This window comes from Bordetella ansorpii, from assembly GCF_900078315.1.
Taxonomy (GTDB): Bacteria; Pseudomonadota; Gammaproteobacteria; order Burkholderiales; family Burkholderiaceae_B; genus Bordetella; species Bordetella ansorpii.
Map to the genome: position 1 here is coordinate 118,753 of NZ_FKBS01000007.1, position 16,446 is coordinate 135,198.

Consider the following 16,446-nt stretch of genomic DNA (forward strand, 5'->3'; position numbering starts at 1 on the left):
ATTGCCCGGGTATTGGGGTGTCGCGCGGCTTCTCTATAATACCGGGTCGTTCCAGCCCATGCGGTTGGTCGTTTCCTCATCGATAAGGTCGACTCGTTCGTGCGCATGGTCCGGTGCTTGTTTCTCTCCGCAGTCTGCGTTGCCGGGGCCGTGCAGGCCCAAAGCCGCCCGGACGCGTCGCCGCCGGCCGCCTCGACGGGCGTCGAGGTCCTGGGCCTGCGCCAAACCCCCCAGTTGCGAACCTCCTCCGGATTGCGTGTGCATCGTCTGAACGACGACCAGATCCCGGCCCACATGGAGGCCGACGACATGCAGGGCAGCGTCGATTCGCAACTGGTGCTCAAGGGCAATGCGCAGGTGCGCCGCATCGACGGCATCATCAAGGGTGACCAGATCACCTACGACCGCAACTCCGGTGACGTCGACATCCAGGGCAACGCGCGCATCCTGCGCGACGGCACGCTGATCACCGGACCCTCGGCGCGCCTGAACGTCGACACCTACAGCGGCGAGATCCGGCAGCCGAATTTCTGGATCGGCGCCACGGGCGGCCACGCCGAGGCATCGCACGCCGACATCTTCAGCCAGTCGCAGATGCGCCTGAAGCAGGTCACCTTCAGCGGTTGCCCCTGCGACAAGCCCGCCTGGTACATCAAGGCCGATACGGTCGACCTGGATTTCGACGAGAACGAAGGCGTGGCGCGCAGCGGCGTGCTGTACTTCAAGGACGTGCCCATCCTGGCGTCGCCCTTTCTCAGTTTTCCGATCAAGGCCGAGCGCAAGTCCGGCTTCCTGCTGCCCACCTACGGCACCTCCAGCAAGAGCGGCATCGACATCGCGGTGCCTTACTACTTCAACCTGGCGCCCAACTACGACCTGACGCTGACGCCGCGCTATTTCGGCAAGCGCGGCATGCAGCTGGGCGCCGAGGGCCGATATCTTGGACCGAGCTATTCCGGCATCCTGCAGGGCACCTACCTGCCCAATGACAAGGAAGCCGACATGGACCGCTGGATGTACCGCTGGGTGCATACGCAGCAGTTCGGCAACGGTTTCTATGGCCTGTGGGACGTGGCCAACGTCTCGGACGACGACTATTTCCGCGACATGTCCTCGCTGGGCCTGAACGAGTCGTCCACCACCTATCTGCCGCGCCGCGCGCTGTTCGGGTGGGGCAGTACCTACTGGCAGAGCTACATCCAGGTCTACAAGTACCGTACGCTGCAGGATCCGGACGCACCCATCAGCCCGCCGTTCGACAAGGAACCGGAGCTGTACCTGAAGGGCGCCCGCTACGACTGGAACGGCTTCGACGTCGAATGGGAATCCACGGCGGTCCGCTTTCGCCGTCCGCTGTTCATGGGCCAGCAACTGGGCGCCGAAGGCGACCGTCTGCAGACCTATCCCACGCTGGCGTATCCCATCGTGCGGCCGGGCTGGTTCGTCATCCCCAAGGTCGGCGTCAACTTCACGCAGTACAACACCGACTGGCACAATGGCGACTGGAACGGCCTGGGCAGCACCGATGCCTACCGCCGCAGCGCGTCGCGCACCGTGCCCATCGGTTCCATCGATGCCGGCATGGTCTTCGAGCGCGATGCCTCGCTGTTCGGCAAGGCCGCCACGCAAACCCTCGAACCGCGCCTCTATTACCTGCGCGTGCCGTACCGGGATCAGTCGGCCCTGCCGGTGTACGACACCACGCTGGCCGATTTCAGCTTCGCCCAGGCGTTCCAGCCCAACCTGTACGTCGGCGGCTGGGACCGCATCGCCAACGCGAACCAGATCACGGCGGGCCTGACCACGCGCTGGCTCGATGCCGACACCGGTTTCGAGCGCCTGTCGCTGTCGGCGGCGCAGCGTATCTACTTCGAGGATCAGCGCGTCATCCTGCCGGGCGAAACCCCGCGCGAGAACGTGCGCTCCGATTTCCTGGTGGGCGCCAGCGCCGCCCTGACCGACACGCTGAGCACCGACGTCGCGGCCCAGTACAACCCGTACGACAACCGCTGGGCGCGCACCTACCTGGCCGCGCGCTGGTCGCCGCAACGCCTGACCTCGATCTCGCTGGCCTACCGTTACCAGCGCGATCCGCTGCCCGGCGTGTCGTACCAGCCGCGCGGCCAGAACCAGATCAGCCTGGGCATGCAGTGGCCCTTCACCAAGCGCTGGTATGGTGTCGGCCGCATCGACTATTCGCTGCGGTCCGAAGATTCCACCGGCAGCACGATCGCCGAGTCGCCGCGCGTCACGCAGGCCATCGCGGGCCTGGAGTACAAAGGCGATTGCTGCTGGACGGGTCGCGTGGTGTTCCAACGCTATGCGGTCTCGGCTGCCGACACCAATACCGCGCTGTTCTTCCAACTGGAGCTCACTGGGCTCGGTGCACTGGGCACCGATCCCATCGGGCTGCTCAATCGCAGTATCCCGGGCTATCAGTCGGTTACGCCGCGCCCCGTGCCCGGCACGTCATTTGAAAGGTATGAGTAATGCGTAGATTGCAGAACCCGCGCCGCACGTCCGGCAATGCACTGCTGCTGGCCTTGTGCGCAAGCCTGGGGGCCGCACCGGCCTTCGCCCAGCAGGGTTCCCAGCAGGGCAGCCATCGCCCGGTGGCTGCGCGGGCGCCAGCCGCCCAGCAGCCCGCGGCGCCGCAACCGGCCGTCCAGGGCGAGCAGTTCGCCGACGGCATCGCCGCCATCGTCAACAAGGACGTGATCACGCTGCGCGAAGTGCGCCAGGCCGCGCAAGAGGCCGTCGCCGACCTGCAGCGCCGCAAGATCGCCGTGCCCGACAATGAAACGCTGCAGCGCCAGGTGCTGCAACGCCTGATCATGGAGCGCCTGGAGCGCCAGGAAGCCGATCGGCTGGGCATCCGCGTGGACAACCCCCAGATCGACCAGGCGGTCACCATGGTCGCCACCCGCAACAAACTGTCGGTCGACCAATTGCGCGCCGAGGTGCAGAAGTCCGGCGTCAGCTGGGAAGAGTACCGCCGCACGCTGCGCGACGAAATCCGCCTTGACCGCCTGCGCCAGCGCACGGTGGACTCCAGCATCATCATCACCGACGCCGACATCGATGCCTTCCTGAAGGATCAGGCTCGCGGCGGCGGCCAGTTTGGCGCAGGCGGTGCGCCGTCTGCCCCCGCCGCGGCGCAGGCCGCTCCCCAGGCCGCCGGCCCCGTGTCGCTGACACTGGCGCAGATCCTGGTGCGCGTGCCCGAGGGGTCGTCGCCGGAAGCCATCGCCGCGCTGCGCAAGAAGGCCGAAGACCTGCTGGCCCGCGCGCGCAAGGGCGACGATTTCGCCAGCCTGGCGGCCGCGGGCTCCGACGGCCCCGAGGCGCTGCAGGGCGGCCAGATGGGCTCGCGGCCGCTGGACGGCTGGCCCGATCTGTTCATCCGCGCGGTGGGCAATCTTCCGGCCGGCCAGGTCTCCGACCTGGTGCAGAGCGGCAACGGTTTTCACATCCTGAAGGTGGTGGCGCGTTCGGGCGGCGGTGCCGCGCCGCAAGGCGGCCAGCAGCCTGCCACGCAGCCGGGCGGCCAGTTCGCGGCGCCCACGCAGGCCAACCAGGGCCCGGTGCGTGTCACGCAGACCCACGCGCGCCACATTCTCATCAAGACCTCGGCGGTGATGACCGACCAGCAGGCCCGCGAGCGCCTCGAACAGGTGCGCCAGCGCATCGCCTCGGGCAGCACCACCTTCGAAGCGATGGCGCGCCAGTACTCGCAGGATGCCACGGCGCCGCAGGGTGGCGACCTGGGTTGGACCAACCCAGGTGAAATGGTGCCCACGTTCGAGGCTGCCATGAACGCGTTGCAGCCCAACGAAATAAGCCAGCCCGTGCAATCGCCGTTCGGCTGGCACCTGATCCAGGTGCTCGAACGCCGGGAGCAGGATGTCACCGACGAAATGCAGCGCATGCAGGCTCGCCAGATCCTGTTCGAGCGCCGCGCCGCACCGGCTTTCGAGGATTGGCTCGAGAACCTGCGTGGCCAGGCGTACATCGATAACCGCCTCGAAAAGCGCGAAACCATCGAGCAGCGTTATCGCTAGGCCGTCCGCGCACCGCCCTGCCTTGCCAGGGCGGTGCGCGACAGGCAAGGTAATACCCAATAATGTCCCAGCATCAGGCGCGCAAGCGCTTCGGCCAGAACTTCCTTACCGACGAAAGCGTGGTCGAGTCCATCGTGCGGGCCATCGGTCCGGCGCAGGATGACCGCGTCATCGAGATCGGCCCTGGCCTGTCCGCACTGACCAGACCCCTGCTCGAGCGGCTGTCGCATCTGACGGCCGTCGAGATCGACCGCGACCTGGCCGCGCGGCTGCGCAAGCAGTATCCCGCCGAGCGCCTGACCGTGGTCGAGGCCGACGCCTTGACGATCGACTTCGCCGGATTCGGCGCCGATCTGCGCGTGGTCGGCAACCTGCCGTACAACATCTCCAGTCCGCTGCTGTTCCATCTGATGACGGCGGTCGAGCACGTGCGTGACCAGCATTTCATGCTGCAGCGCGAGGTCATCGACCGCATGGTGGCCCAGCCGGGCGGCGCGGACTACAGCCGCCTGACGGTGATGCTGCAGTCGCGCTACCGCATGGTCAAGCTGTTCGACGTGCCGCCCGAAGCCTTCGATCCGCCGCCGCGCGTGGTGTCGGCGGTGGTGCGCATGCTGCCGTTGCCGGCAGACCGGTTGAAGCCGCGCAGCGACGCCGCCTTCGAGACCGTGGTGGCGCGGGCGTTCTCGCAGCGCCGCAAGATGCTGCGCCGCGTACTGGCCGATTGGGCTGCGCACGTTCCCTGGGACGATCTCGGCATTCCGCCCACGGCGCGCGCCGAGGAAGTGTCGGTGGACAAGTTCATCCGGCTGTCCGACGTGTTGTTCGACGCGGGCCTGGTCCGCTGATTTCCTTGCGCGGCGCGGGCTGCCCCGCGCAAATTGCAGGGCGCCAGGCACGGCGGCTTGCCGTCCTTCCCGATCGCTACAGCCGGCGCTTGCCCGCGGCCATCCAAAGGCGCATGGCATCGCGCGCACGGTCGGCCAGCAGCGTTTCCGCCTGTTCGCAGGCCTGCTGCAGCGTCATCGGGCCGCTGGCCAGGCTGAAGGCGGCGGTGATGCCGCCCGCATACAGGGCGTCGTAGCCCTCTCCCAGCGAGCCCGCCAGGGCGATCACCGGCACACCCGCGCGCTGCGCGATGCGCGCCACGCCGGCGGGCGTCTTGCCGCGCAGGGTCTGCGCGTCCATGCGGCCCTCGCCGGTGAAAGCCAGGGTGGCGCCTTCCATGGCCGCTTCCAGGCCGCCCAGTTCCGCCACGATCTCGACGCCGGGCCGGAAGGCTGCGTCCAGGAAGGCCAGCGCGGCATAGCCCAGGCCGCCGGCCGCGCCAGCGCCCGGGGTGTCGCGCAGGTCGCGCGACAGGTGGGCCGCGCACACGTCAGCCAGGCGCGCCAAGCTGGCGTCCAGTTCCCGCACCTGCTCGGGCGTGGCGCCCTTTTGCGGACCGAAGATGTGCGAGGCGCCTTGCGGACCGCACAGCGGGTTGTCCACGTCGCAGGCGACTTCGACGGTGGCCTCGCGCAGGCGCGCGTCCAGCCCGCCGGTGTCCAGGCGCGCCAGGCGCTTGAGCGCCGCGCCGCCCGGCGGCAACTCGGCGCCTCGTTCATCCAGGAAGCGCACGCCCAGCGCCGCCAGCATGCCGACGCCGCCGTCGTTGGTGGCCGAGCCGCCCAGGCCCAGGATGATGCGGCGCGCGCCCGCGTCCAGCGCGGCACGCACCAATTGGCCCACGCCGTGGCTGCTGGCCCGCAGCGGATCGCGTTGCGCCGGGGGCGTCAGTTCCAGTCCGGCGGCGGTGGCCATCTCGATGACGGCCGTGCCGTCGGCCAGCCAGCCCCAGCCGGCCTGGCGCGCTTCGCCCAGCGCGCCTTGCACGGGGCTTTCGCGCCATTGCCCGCCGGTGGCGGCCAGCACCGCCTGCACCGTGCCTTCGCCGCCATCGGCCATGGGCACGCACAGCGTCTGCGCGCCGGGGAAGGCCTGGCGCACGCCATGGGCGATGGCCTCGGCGGCCGCGGGGGCGGACAGGCTTTCCTTGAACGAGTCGGGGGCGATGACGATTTTCACGGGGCGCGTCTCCTGGCGCAGGCGGTTGATGTTGTCATGTCAATGCATGATACCTGCCGCAAAGTCGGGGGCGTACCATAGGACTTTGCGCCCGCCTCGCCGAACAGGAGACAGCATGACCGTAATGCGCCGCACCAAGATCGTCGCCACCCTGGGCCCCGCCACTTCGACGCCCGAACGCCTGGAGGCGCTGATCCGCGCCGGCATGGACGTCGCACGCCTGAATTTCTCGCACGGCAGCGCAGACGACCACCGCGAACGCGCGCGTCAGGTGCGCGAGCTGGCGGCCAAACAGGGCCGCTTCGTCGCGCTGATGGGCGACCTGCAAGGTCCCAAGATCCGTATCGCGCGCTTCACCGACAAGCAGGTCGTGTTGACGATGGGCCAGTCCTTCACGCTGTCGAACTCGCATCCCAAGGAAGAGGGCACCGCGTCCATCGTCGGCATCGACTATCCCGAACTGGCGCACGACTGCAAGCCCGGCGACGAGCTGTTGCTGGACGATGGCCGCGTGGTGCTGCAGGTCGACCGCATCGAGGGCGATGCCGTGCACACCACGGTTACCGTGGCCGGCCCGCTGTCGAACAACAAGGGCATCAACCGCCGTGGCGGCGGCCTGTCGGCCCCCAGCCTGACCGACAAGGACCGTGCCGACATCCTGCTGGCGGCCGAACTGGAACTGGACTACGTGGCCGTGTCGTTTCCGCGCTATGGCCACGACATCGACGAAGCCCGCACGCTGGTGCAGGCGGCCGGCAGCCAGGCCTGGATCATCGCCAAGATCGAGCGCGCCGAGGCCGTGGCCGACGACGAGGCCCTCGATGCCCTGATCCGCGCCAGCGATGGCGTGATGGTGGCGCGCGGCGACCTGGGCGTGGAAGTGGGCGACGCCGAGCTGGTCGGCATCCAGAAGCGCATCATCCTGCACGCGCGCAAGCTGAACAAGGTGGTCATCACCGCCACGCAGATGATGGAGTCGATGATCAACAGCCCGATGCCCACGCGCGCCGAAGTGTCGGACGTGTCGAACGCCGTGCTGGACTACACCGATGCCGTGATGCTCTCGGCCGAGAGCGCCTCGGGCCAGTATCCCGTCGAGGCCGTGCAGGCCATGGCGCGCGTGTGCCTGGGGGCCGAGAAGCATCCCACCAGCACCAAGTCGCACCACCGCCTGGAAGAGGTCTTCGAGCGCTGCGACGAAACCATCGCCTTGTCGGCCATGTACGCCGCCAATCATTTCCCCGGCGTGAAGGCCATCATCGCGCTCACCGAAAGCGGCAACACGCCGTTGATCATGTCGCGCATCCGCTCGGGCGTGCCCATCTACTGCTACAGCCCCAGCCCGATCACGCAGCACCGCGCGGCGCTGTTCCGTGGCGTGTACACGGTGCCCTTCGAGGCCGAGAAATACGATCCCGCCGAGTTGAGCGACGCCGCCATCGAGGAACTGAAGAAGCGCGGCCGCGTACAGGAAGGCGATTGGGTCATCCTGACCAAGGGCGATTTCCACCGCGACAGCGGCGGCACCAATGGGATGAAGATCCTGAAGGTGCAGTAGCAGGCGGCGTCGCGCGGCCGCGGATTCAGTCCGTGCCGTGCCGTCTCAGGCGCAAGGCATACGTGAAGCGGTCGGCGGGAAATACGCTGACCGTGATTTCGAAGGGGCCGCTGCCGCGCTCGCTCTGATACCAGCGCGTCACTTCCAGGGCATGCGTATCCGGCTCCACGCCCAGTGGGTGCGCAGCGTTCGGCGGCACGCCCACCGCGCGGATTTCCTGCACCACCTCGGTCACCGTACAGCCGTAGCGGTCTTCGATCATCTCGCAGATCAGGCCGGAGCTCTGGTGCAACTGGTCGCCCAGTTCCGCGCCGATCTCGGGATCCAGGTAGACGTCGGTCCAGCACAAGGGCGCATCGGGCTTCTGCATGTCCACGCGCAGCATGGTGACGCACAGCCATTTGCGCAGCACCTCGCATTTCAGCTTGGCGGCCAGCGCGGCATCGCACACCACCGGCCGGATGTGCTGCACGTGTCGCTCGGTGACGCTGGCGAACTGCATCAGGTCTTCCAGGTCGGACATCGAGCGCTGGTAGGGCTTGCGCGGCTCGGACGCCTCGATGCGGATGCCGGCGCGCTTGCGGCGCGAGATCAGGCCCAGGTTCTGCACCACCTGCAGCGCCGAGCGCAGCGTGGCGCGGCTGACCCCGTACTGCTGCGACAACTCGACTTCCGGCGGCAATGACGCGCCCACGGGCAGTTCACCAGCCTTGATCTGCCGGATGAGTTCCTGCGCCAGTTCCATGTAGCGCGCCGCCATTGTCTATCCCGTATTCCTTTCTTGTCGCGCAGCAGCCCGCCGAGGCGTGGCGGGGCCATTCCGCGGCCGGCCGGCTGCCGGATTTCTCGTCCCGGACTCTACACGCAATGCCGGGCTTGTCCAATTCATACGGGTAAACCCCTGGTACTCAGGATGCTATCAATTCAATAAAGTACGTACTTAATAAAAATGTACGAACTTATTGTCGATGCACGGAGACTGTAGTCATGGGCGTTTCACCCCCCACCGCAACACCTGATACCCGTCCGCCGGGCCCGTTCTATACCCGCCTGGGATTCCAGATCACCGCCGGCATCGTCCTCGGCATCGCGCTGGGCTTCATCGAGCCCAAGCTGGGCATGTCGATGAAGGTGCTGGGCGACATCTTCCTGCGCCTGATCAAAACTGTGGTGGCACCGCTGGTCTTCCTGAACCTGGTGCTGGGCATCCTGGCCGCTGGCGACCTGAAGAAAGTCGGCAAGATCGGCTTCAAGGCGCTGATCTATTTCGAGATCGTCTCGACCATCGTGCTGGCCATCACGATGGTGCTGGCCAACTTCTCCGAAGTCGGGGTCGGGATGCACCTGCAGCCCGATGCGGCCGCGCAGGCGTCGGCCCAGGCTGCCTATGGCAAGGCGGCGGCGCCGACGTTCGATGCCTTTCTCACCTCCATGATTCCCGACAGTTTCGTGGGCACGCTGACCGGTCATTCCTTGCTGCAGGTCGTGGTGCTGGCCATCGCGTTCGGGGCGGCCGTCCTGATGCTGACGGCCAAGACCCGCACGACCGTCGAAGGCGCCTTCACCACGATGTCCGAATGCTTCTTCAAGCTGACCGACCTGGTGATGCGCTTCGCACCCATCGGCGCGTTCGGCGCCATCGCCTATGCCATCGGCGCAAGCGGCACGCAGGCATTGATCTCGCTGGGCTACCTGCTGCTGGTGATGTACGCCATCCTGGCCTTCGTGGTCGTCGTGGTGTTCGGCGTGATCCTGCGCTGCGTGGGCATGAACATCTTCCATTTCCTGCGCTACTTCAAGTCCGAGATCGGCATCCTGTTCGCCACGGGGTCGTCCGAAAGCGCCTTTCCGCGCCTGATGGAGAAACTCCAGGCCCTGGGCTGCTCGAAGCAGACCGTGAGCCTGGTGCTGCCCACGGGCTATGCGTTCAACCTGGACGGCACGTCGGTGTACATGCCGCTGTGCGTGATGTTCCTGGCCAATGCCTACGGCATTCCGTTGACGTGGGAACACCAATTGGGCCTGTTGCTGATCATGCTGGTGACGTCCAAGGGCGCGGCCACGGTGTCGGGAGGCACGTTCATCGTGTTCGCCGCAACCGTCACGGCCTCGGGCATGTTGCCCATCGAGGGGCTGCCGCTGCTGTTCGGCATCAATCGCTTCACGTCACAGGCGGTGTGCATCTGCAACGCCATGGGCAACAGCGTAGCCACGGTGGTGGTGGCCAAGCTCAACGGCGACTTCGACACCGACGTCGCGCGCGCCGAGTATCACCGTGCGCTGGGCCGGCCAGCGAACGCTTCGCTGTAATGGCGCAGGTTTCCTTGCGCGCCATCCATATTCTCCTCAAGGTCAGTACTCATGAAGCTTATCGACGTACGTGAAATCTCCGTGCGCATGGAAGGCAACGTCGCCAACGCGTTGGTCAATTTCTCCGAGCACGATATTTCGCTGGTGGCATTGGTCAGCGACGTGATCCGCGATGGCAAGCCCGTCATCGGCTATGCGTTCGATTCCATCGGCCGCTATGCGCAGGGCGGCATCCTGCGCGACCGCATGATCCCGCGCCTGAAGCAGGCCGAGCCCGAGTCGTTGCTGGACGCCAGCGGCCGCCGTTTCGATGCGGCCAAGGTGCTGCAGACCGTGCTGCGCAACGAGAAGCCGGGTGGCCACGGCGACCGCGCTGCGGCGGCCGGCGCGCTGGAACTGGCGGTGTGGGACCTGAACGCCAAGCTCGACGATGAACCGGCCCACGTGGGCATCGCCCGCCATCACGGCCGCCAGGGCAGGACGCAGGGAGTGGACGTATATGCCGCGGGCGGCTACTACTATCCCGACGAGGGAGCGTCCGACGGCGCGGCGCGCCTGCGCGACGAACTGCAACGCTATCGCGAGCAGGGTTTCCAGGCCTTCAAGATGAAGATCGGCGGCGCCCCGCTTGCGACCGACCTGAAACGCATCGAGGCCGCGTTGGCCGTGGCCGGCGACGGCAGCCGCCTGTCGGTGGACGTCAACGGCCGCTACGACCTGGACGCCGCGCTGGCCTGCGCGCGCGCCATCGAGCCGTATCGGCTGCGCTGGTACGAAGAGGTGGGCGATCCGCTGGACTACGGCCTGAACCGCCGCCTGACCGATGCGTATGCGCTGCCGGTGGCCACGGGCGAGAACCTGTTCTCGCTGCAGGACGTGAACAACCTGGTGCTGTTTGGCGGCATGCGTCCAGGCAAGGACATCTTCCAGATGGACGCGGGCCTTTGCTATGGCCTGACCGAGTACGCGCGCATGCTCGATCTGCTGGAGACGCATGGCTACAGCCGCGCGCAGGCCTATCCGCATGGCGGGCACCTGATCAACCTGCACATCGCGGTCGGGTTGGAGCTGGGCGGTTGCGAAGCCTATCCCGGCGTATTCCAGCCGTTCGGCGGCTATCCCGAAGGCTGCGGCGTGGGTGGGGGGCTGGTGCGGCCCACCGATGCGCCGGGTTTCGGGCTGGAACAGAAGACCAATCTGCGTCCCTGGCTGGACAAGCTGGCAGGGCTTTGAGGAGACATGAATCCATGACTATTTCCGCTTTCCAAGGCGCCACCACCGTATTGGACTCGGTGCTGTTCCGTGATGCCTTCGGCACGCCGGCCATCCGCGAGATCTTCTCTGACCGTGCGCTGATCGAACGCTACATCGAGGTCGAGGTCGCGCTGGCTCGCGCGCAGGCCTCGTGCGGCGTGATTCCCGCCGAGGCCGCCGAGGCGATCGCCACGCATTCGAAGTTCGAATCGCTGGATCTCGACCATCTGCGCCACGAGACGGACATCGTGGGCTACCCGATCCTGCCGCTGGTGCACCAGTTGGTGAAGTTGTGCGGCGAGGCCGGCCGCTATGTGCATTGGGGAGCGACGACGCAGGACATCATGGACACAGCCGTGATCCTGCAGGTGCGCGCCGCGCTGGACCTGGTGGACGCGGACATCGCCGAACTGCGCCGCATCCTGGCCGGCCTGGCCGTGCGCCACCGTGACACGCCGATGGCCGGCCGCACGCACTTGCAACAAGCGTTGCCCATCACCTTCGGCTACAAGGCGGCCATCTGGCTGGCGATGTTCGACCGCCACGCCGAGCGCTTGCAACAACTGCGTCCGCGCGTGCTGGTGGGCCAGTTCGCCGGCGCCGCCGGCACGCTGGCCTCGCTGGGCGACCAGGGCCTGGCGGTGCAGCGCGCCCTGATGCGAGAGCTGAACCTGGGCGTGCCCGCCACGACGTGGCACGTGGCGCGCGATGGCCTGGCCGAAGCCGTGAATTTCCTGGCGCTGGTCACGGGTTCGCTGGGCAAGATCGCGCTGGACGTGATGCTGATGGCCTCGACGGAATTCGCCGAACTGTACGAGCCGTTCGTGACGGGCCGCGGCGCCAGCAGCACCATGCCGCAGAAGCGCAATCCGATTTCCAGCGAACTGATGCTGGCGGCCTCCAAGGCCGTGCGTCAGCATGCCGGCCTGATGCTGGACGCAATGGTGCAGGACTTCGAACGCGCCACGGGGCCGTGGCATGCGGAGTGGATGGCAATCCCCGAGAGCTTCGTGCTGACGGCGGGCGCGCTGAATCAGGCGCGTTTCATGCTCGGAGGCCTCATCGTCGACACGGATCGCATGCGGCGCAACCTGGGCATCACGTCGGGCCTGATCGTGGCCGAGGCCGTGATGATGGGACTGGCGCCGCACATGGGACGTCAGCAGGCTCACGACGTGGTGTACGCGGCATGCCGCCACGTGAACGAAAAGGGTGGCACGCTGGCAGAGGCGCTGGAGGCCGTGCCCGAGGTGTCGGCGCACTTCGATCGCGCGGCGTTGGAGCGATTGACGGCGCCGGAGAACTATCTGGGATCGGCGCCGCGGATGGTGGACCAGGTGGTGGGGATGCGGGACGTCTGATTCTTGCCGAGGCCTGCAACGTCTGCCAGGACGGTGTTTTTTTGTTGACGATGGCTCCAGCCCGGTACTTCGCTGGACTGCGTCGTAGCTCGATACAGCAGGTTTATCAAGAGCTTACGCGCATCCAGCATATGCCGGTGCTTTCTGAAACTTGACCCGGTTTCCCCTCGCGCTGCTCCTATCTGGCTCTTAAAGGACATCGAACTTCGGGATACCGTGGTGCCCGGCTTCCTGTGCAAGATTACCCCGGCGGGTCGCAAGGTGTTCATGCTTCAGTACCGCACGAACGCCGGGTAGCCTCGCAAGCCTTGGCTGGGACTGTACGGGGAACTGGTCGTGGAGCAGGCCCGCGCCATGGCGCAGGACTGGCTGGCCGAGGTTCGCCGGGGCGGCGATCCCGGCGGTGCCAAGGCCGAGGCGCGCAAGGCGCCCACGGTGGAGGCGCTGTGCAGGAAATTCATGGAGGACTACTCCAAGAAGCGCAACAAACCCACCACGCAGCGCGGCTATCAGGGCGTCATCGACCGCTGCATTGTTCCAGTATTGGGCCGCAAGAAGGTGCTTGATGTGAAGCGCCCCGACATTGCTGGACTGATGGAGAAGTTTGCCTACAAGCCGGCCGAAGCCAACCGCGCTTTCGGCGTGCTGCGCAAGATGTTCAACCTGGCCGAAGTGTTGGGCTACCGCCATAGATTATGATTCATCACCTTTGAGGTTGTACTTTTGCACGAGCGGCTTCCTCCGGGTTTGAAGGCTCGCGGTAATACTTGATCAGAAGTTCGGTGAGAACTTGTACTTTCCGAGAGGGGTGCTGACTTGGGGGGCGAACGACGTATACGGCCCCTGAAGGTACCGGATAGCGTGTCATGATCGGTACCAGCGCGCCGGAGGCCAGATGTTCCTCTGTGACGTAATCGGGCAGCCAAGCGATGCCGAGCCCTGCCACTGCCGCGATGGCAAGAGCTGTAGCACTGTCGGCCTTGAACCTACCCTGCGGCCGAACGGTGACAACCTTGTTGCCGTCCATAAATCGCCATGCCTCAGTCCCCTGCATGAGCGCCTGATGCATGACTACTTCCCCGATGGTTTTGGGCGACCCGTGCGCCTCGATATAGTCTGGGCTCGCGACGAGCTTTCCATCGATTGGCCCGACGCGCTTCGCGATCAGGTTGGAGTCCTGAAGGTAAGCGCCTCGGATCGCGCAATCGAAACCCTCTGCAATCAGGTCAACGAAGCGATCGCTGTAGCAGGCGTGAATGTGAAGCTGCGGGTGCTGGCGTGCCATTTCAGCTAGCACCGGGGCGAAGTGGGTTGGACCGAAAGTAAGTGGCATGGCGACCCGCAGACTGCCGCGAAGACCCCCTTCGGGAAGGATCGTTTCCCTGGCCATTTCGATCTCGGCGTATACCCTGGCTGCATAGTTCCGAAACGTGGCTCCGGCCTCTGTCAAAGTAGCCCCGCGAGTGGATCGTGCAAGCAACTGGACGCCAAGTTCCGCTTCGAGTCGGGCGAGCCGACGGCTGACAATCGACTTGGACAAGCCCAACCGAAGCGCGGCAGGCGAAACTCCTCCCGCCTCAGCAACTTCTACGAATGTCCGTAGCTCTTCGATGTTCATTCCGTGTTCCTTTTTCCGCAATATGATGGCCATGGAATGGTGCCGCTGCATTGGATGCAGGAACAGAAGACGGCCAATTTCGACTTGGCGTCAGCGCCTACACATGTCTTCTCGAGAGAAATACTCACCTGAAAGCGCAGTATCTACTGAGTGACCACTCGCTAGGCAGTTGCTGAGTCGAGCGGCTCCGAGTCGAAGAAACGCTCGAAACGACGGGCTAATCAGAAGGTTGTTGTGATACTGACGAGCCGGCAAGCGGCTCAGGGATAGGTTGTAGAAGCAACCTATCCCGGCCCGACATGAAGTCTCCCTGCACTTGTTCGGACAAGCGCTCGTTATCCCGCTGGCGGATGACCTCGGCTGCTTCCTCGATATCGACTTCGGCGTGCCCCAGCGCTCGAAGCCCAGCCGCTCCCATGAGATAGGCGGATTCCACCGTCTCCCGAATCTGATAGTCGACACCTGCGCGGATCAGTTCCACCGCATGTCCACGGTCGCGGCTTCGAACCAGCAGCCTGGCCTGTGGAAACTCGTGGCGAGCCAGCTCCACGATCTGCATCGCGGCCTTGGGGTCGTCTATGCAGACCATAATGGCATCGGCATCACCCGCACCAGAGTGGCGCAGGGTGTCGAGCCGGACGCCATCGCCGAAGAACACCTTGAAGCCATAGCGTCCCGCGTCGCGGATTCGCTCGGGATCCTTGTCGATGACGGAAAGCCTGACACCTTTGGCCAGCAAGATCTGCGAACTGATCTGGCCGAAGCGGCCAAAGCCGATGATGAGTATCCGCCCCTTCAGATCGCGGGCGGCTTCGACGTCGTCGTACGACGTTTCGGTCCGCAGCAGCCAGTCGGCCGCGATCATGAGCAGCGGGGTCATTGCCATGGACAGGATCACGACGGTAATAAAGAGCGCGTGTTCGCGCCCGTCAATCACGCCACCCGAGGCCGCCGCCGCATAGAGCACGAAGGCGAATTCCCCGCCCTGCAAGAACATGGATGTTCGATGCAGCGCCTGGCGGTTGGACGCGCCGAACAGGTGTGCGGCGGCAAAGACCACGATTCCCTTTGCGACTGTGAATGCGAGCAGCATCGCAAGCAGCAACTGCCATGCGGCCACCACGATGGTTAGGTCGAGCGACATGCCAACAGCCAGGAAGAACAGCCCCATGAGCAGGCCACGGAAGGGCTCAATGTCACTTTCGATCTGGTGCCTGTAGCTTGAACCCGACAGCATCACCCCGGCAAGGAAGGCGCCCATCGCCATCGACAGGCCGGTGACCTCCATCAACAGCGCCGCGCCCAGCACCACGAGCAGCGCGCCCGCAGTCATAACTTCGCGTATACGTGTCTGCGCGAGCAGGGCGAAGAACGGATTCAGGCCCCACCGTGATACCGCCAGCAGTGCCAGCAACGCGGCCAATGCCATCAACACGTCAGGCCATCCCGCCTGTCCATGGGAGAGCGGCGAGAGGAATGAGACCACGGCCAGCAGCGGCACGATCATCAGGTCCTCGAACAGCAGGATGGCGACCGACTTCTGGCCTTCCGGGCTCGATGTCTCGCCCCGATCCTGCAGTACCGACATGATGACGGCGGTCGAGGACATGACGAAGCCCGCGCCGGCGACGAAGGCAACCGGAGCGGAAAGGCCGAAGATCGCCACGCCGGCCAGCGCGAGCGCAGCGATCGCGCCGGCGACCTGGAGCAGGCCCAGGCCGAAGATCTGGCCACGCATCGCCCACAATTTGTGCGGGCGCAGCTCCAATCCGATCACGAACAGGAGCATCACCACGCCGAGCTCCGAGAAGTGCAGCATGGATCGGGTATCGGTGAAGAACCCGAGCACCGATGGGCCGACGAGCACGCCGGCGGCAAAATAGCCCAGTACCGAACCCAGGCCGAGCCGCCGGAACAAGGGCACCGCAACGACGGCCGCTCCCATCAGGACGACCGCAGGTCCGATCGTCTGCCCCAGGCTCGCTTCGGCCATCTAATTACCTTTCTGATCTTGAGCCATTAACTGATCAAGCGTATCGCCGCAAACGTCTGTTGGGCTAGCCGTAGCCGGGGTGAAGCTGTGTCGCAAAAAGTGCAACGCCCGGTTCGAGTAGCGGATTTCGACACTTAGATAGATATGAATCAAGTCGATACGCATCAAGTGTTCCACTTCTCGCAACACAGCTCATCGCGGAGCGCTACTACCACGTCAAAATT

General features: G+C 65.5%; 11 protein-coding genes and 1 pseudogene. 8 read left to right on the forward strand and 4 right to left on the reverse strand.

The window, feature by feature from the left end:
* The first annotated feature begins 99 nt into the window (after positions 1-99).
* From A7W11_RS02970 to rsmA, 3 genes are all read left to right on the forward strand, one after another.
* A complete protein-coding gene (locus A7W11_RS02970) occupies positions 100-2,490 on the forward strand; it encodes an LPS-assembly protein LptD (protein WP_156522980.1) in 2,391 nt (796 codons plus the stop codon).
* The gene (locus A7W11_RS02975; protein WP_066407705.1) at positions 2,490-4,061 is read left to right on the forward strand and encodes a peptidylprolyl isomerase; all 1,572 of its coding nucleotides are present in this window, start codon (positions 2,490-2,492) and stop codon (positions 4,059-4,061) included. Before A7W11_RS02970 ends, A7W11_RS02975 begins: the two co-directional genes overlap by 1 nt.
* Positions 4,062-4,123: 62 nt before the next feature.
* Positions 4,124-4,909, forward strand: a complete 786-nt coding sequence (rsmA, locus tag A7W11_RS02980; protein WP_066407710.1) for a 16S rRNA (adenine(1518)-N(6)/adenine(1519)-N(6))-dimethyltransferase RsmA — start codon at positions 4,124-4,126, stop codon at positions 4,907-4,909.
* 76 nt (positions 4,910-4,985) lie between these two features.
* On the opposite strand, the gene A7W11_RS02985 is transcribed toward rsmA, so the two are convergent.
* Complete coding sequence (locus tag A7W11_RS02985; protein WP_066407713.1) at positions 4,986-6,128, reverse strand: glycerate kinase; 1,143 nt, start codon at positions 6,126-6,128, stop codon at positions 4,986-4,988.
* A gap of 115 nt (positions 6,129-6,243) precedes the next feature.
* On the opposite strand from A7W11_RS02985, the gene pyk reads away from it, so the two are divergent.
* Positions 6,244-7,686 (forward strand): pyruvate kinase, encoded by a 1,443-nt coding sequence (pyk, locus tag A7W11_RS02990; RefSeq protein WP_066407716.1) that lies wholly within the window; start codon positions 6,244-6,246, stop codon positions 7,684-7,686.
* Positions 7,687-7,711: 25 nt separating this feature from the next.
* On the opposite strand, the gene A7W11_RS02995 is transcribed toward pyk, so the two are convergent.
* Positions 7,712-8,446, reverse strand: coding sequence for a GntR family transcriptional regulator (locus A7W11_RS02995; protein WP_066407719.1), 735 nt, complete (start codon positions 8,444-8,446; stop codon positions 7,712-7,714).
* A gap of 227 nt (positions 8,447-8,673) precedes the next feature.
* Between A7W11_RS02995 and A7W11_RS03000 the strand changes: the two genes are divergently transcribed.
* The 4 genes and pseudogenes from A7W11_RS03000 to A7W11_RS03015 all read left to right on the forward strand — a co-directional run.
* The gene (locus tag A7W11_RS03000; protein WP_066407721.1) at positions 8,674-9,996 is read left to right on the forward strand and encodes a cation:dicarboxylate symporter family transporter; all 1,323 of its coding nucleotides are present in this window, start codon (positions 8,674-8,676) and stop codon (positions 9,994-9,996) included.
* A gap of 51 nt (positions 9,997-10,047) precedes the next feature.
* Entirely contained in the window at positions 10,048-11,229 is a 1,182-nt protein-coding gene (locus tag A7W11_RS03005) for an enolase C-terminal domain-like protein (protein ID WP_066407724.1), read from the forward strand.
* A gap of 14 nt (positions 11,230-11,243) precedes the next feature.
* On the forward strand, positions 11,244-12,611 hold the full coding sequence (pcaB, locus tag A7W11_RS03010) for a 3-carboxy-cis,cis-muconate cycloisomerase (RefSeq protein ID WP_066407727.1): 1,368 nt from the start codon (positions 11,244-11,246) through the stop codon (positions 12,609-12,611).
* A gap of 144 nt (positions 12,612-12,755) precedes the next feature.
* Positions 12,756-13,298 (forward strand): annotated as a pseudogene (locus A7W11_RS03015) (integrase arm-type DNA-binding domain-containing protein); the annotation flags it as partial.
* 16 nt (positions 13,299-13,314) lie between these two features.
* Here the strand turns inward: A7W11_RS03015 and A7W11_RS03020 are convergent.
* Both A7W11_RS03020 and A7W11_RS03025 read right to left on the reverse strand, forming a co-directional pair.
* Positions 13,315-14,229, reverse strand: coding sequence for a LysR family transcriptional regulator (locus A7W11_RS03020; RefSeq protein WP_066407734.1), 915 nt, complete (start codon positions 14,227-14,229; stop codon positions 13,315-13,317).
* A gap of 217 nt (positions 14,230-14,446) precedes the next feature.
* A complete protein-coding gene (locus A7W11_RS03025; protein WP_066407737.1) occupies positions 14,447-16,222 on the reverse strand; it encodes a monovalent cation:proton antiporter-2 (CPA2) family protein in 1,776 nt (591 codons plus the stop codon).
* Between the last annotated feature and the right edge of the window lie 224 nt (positions 16,223-16,446).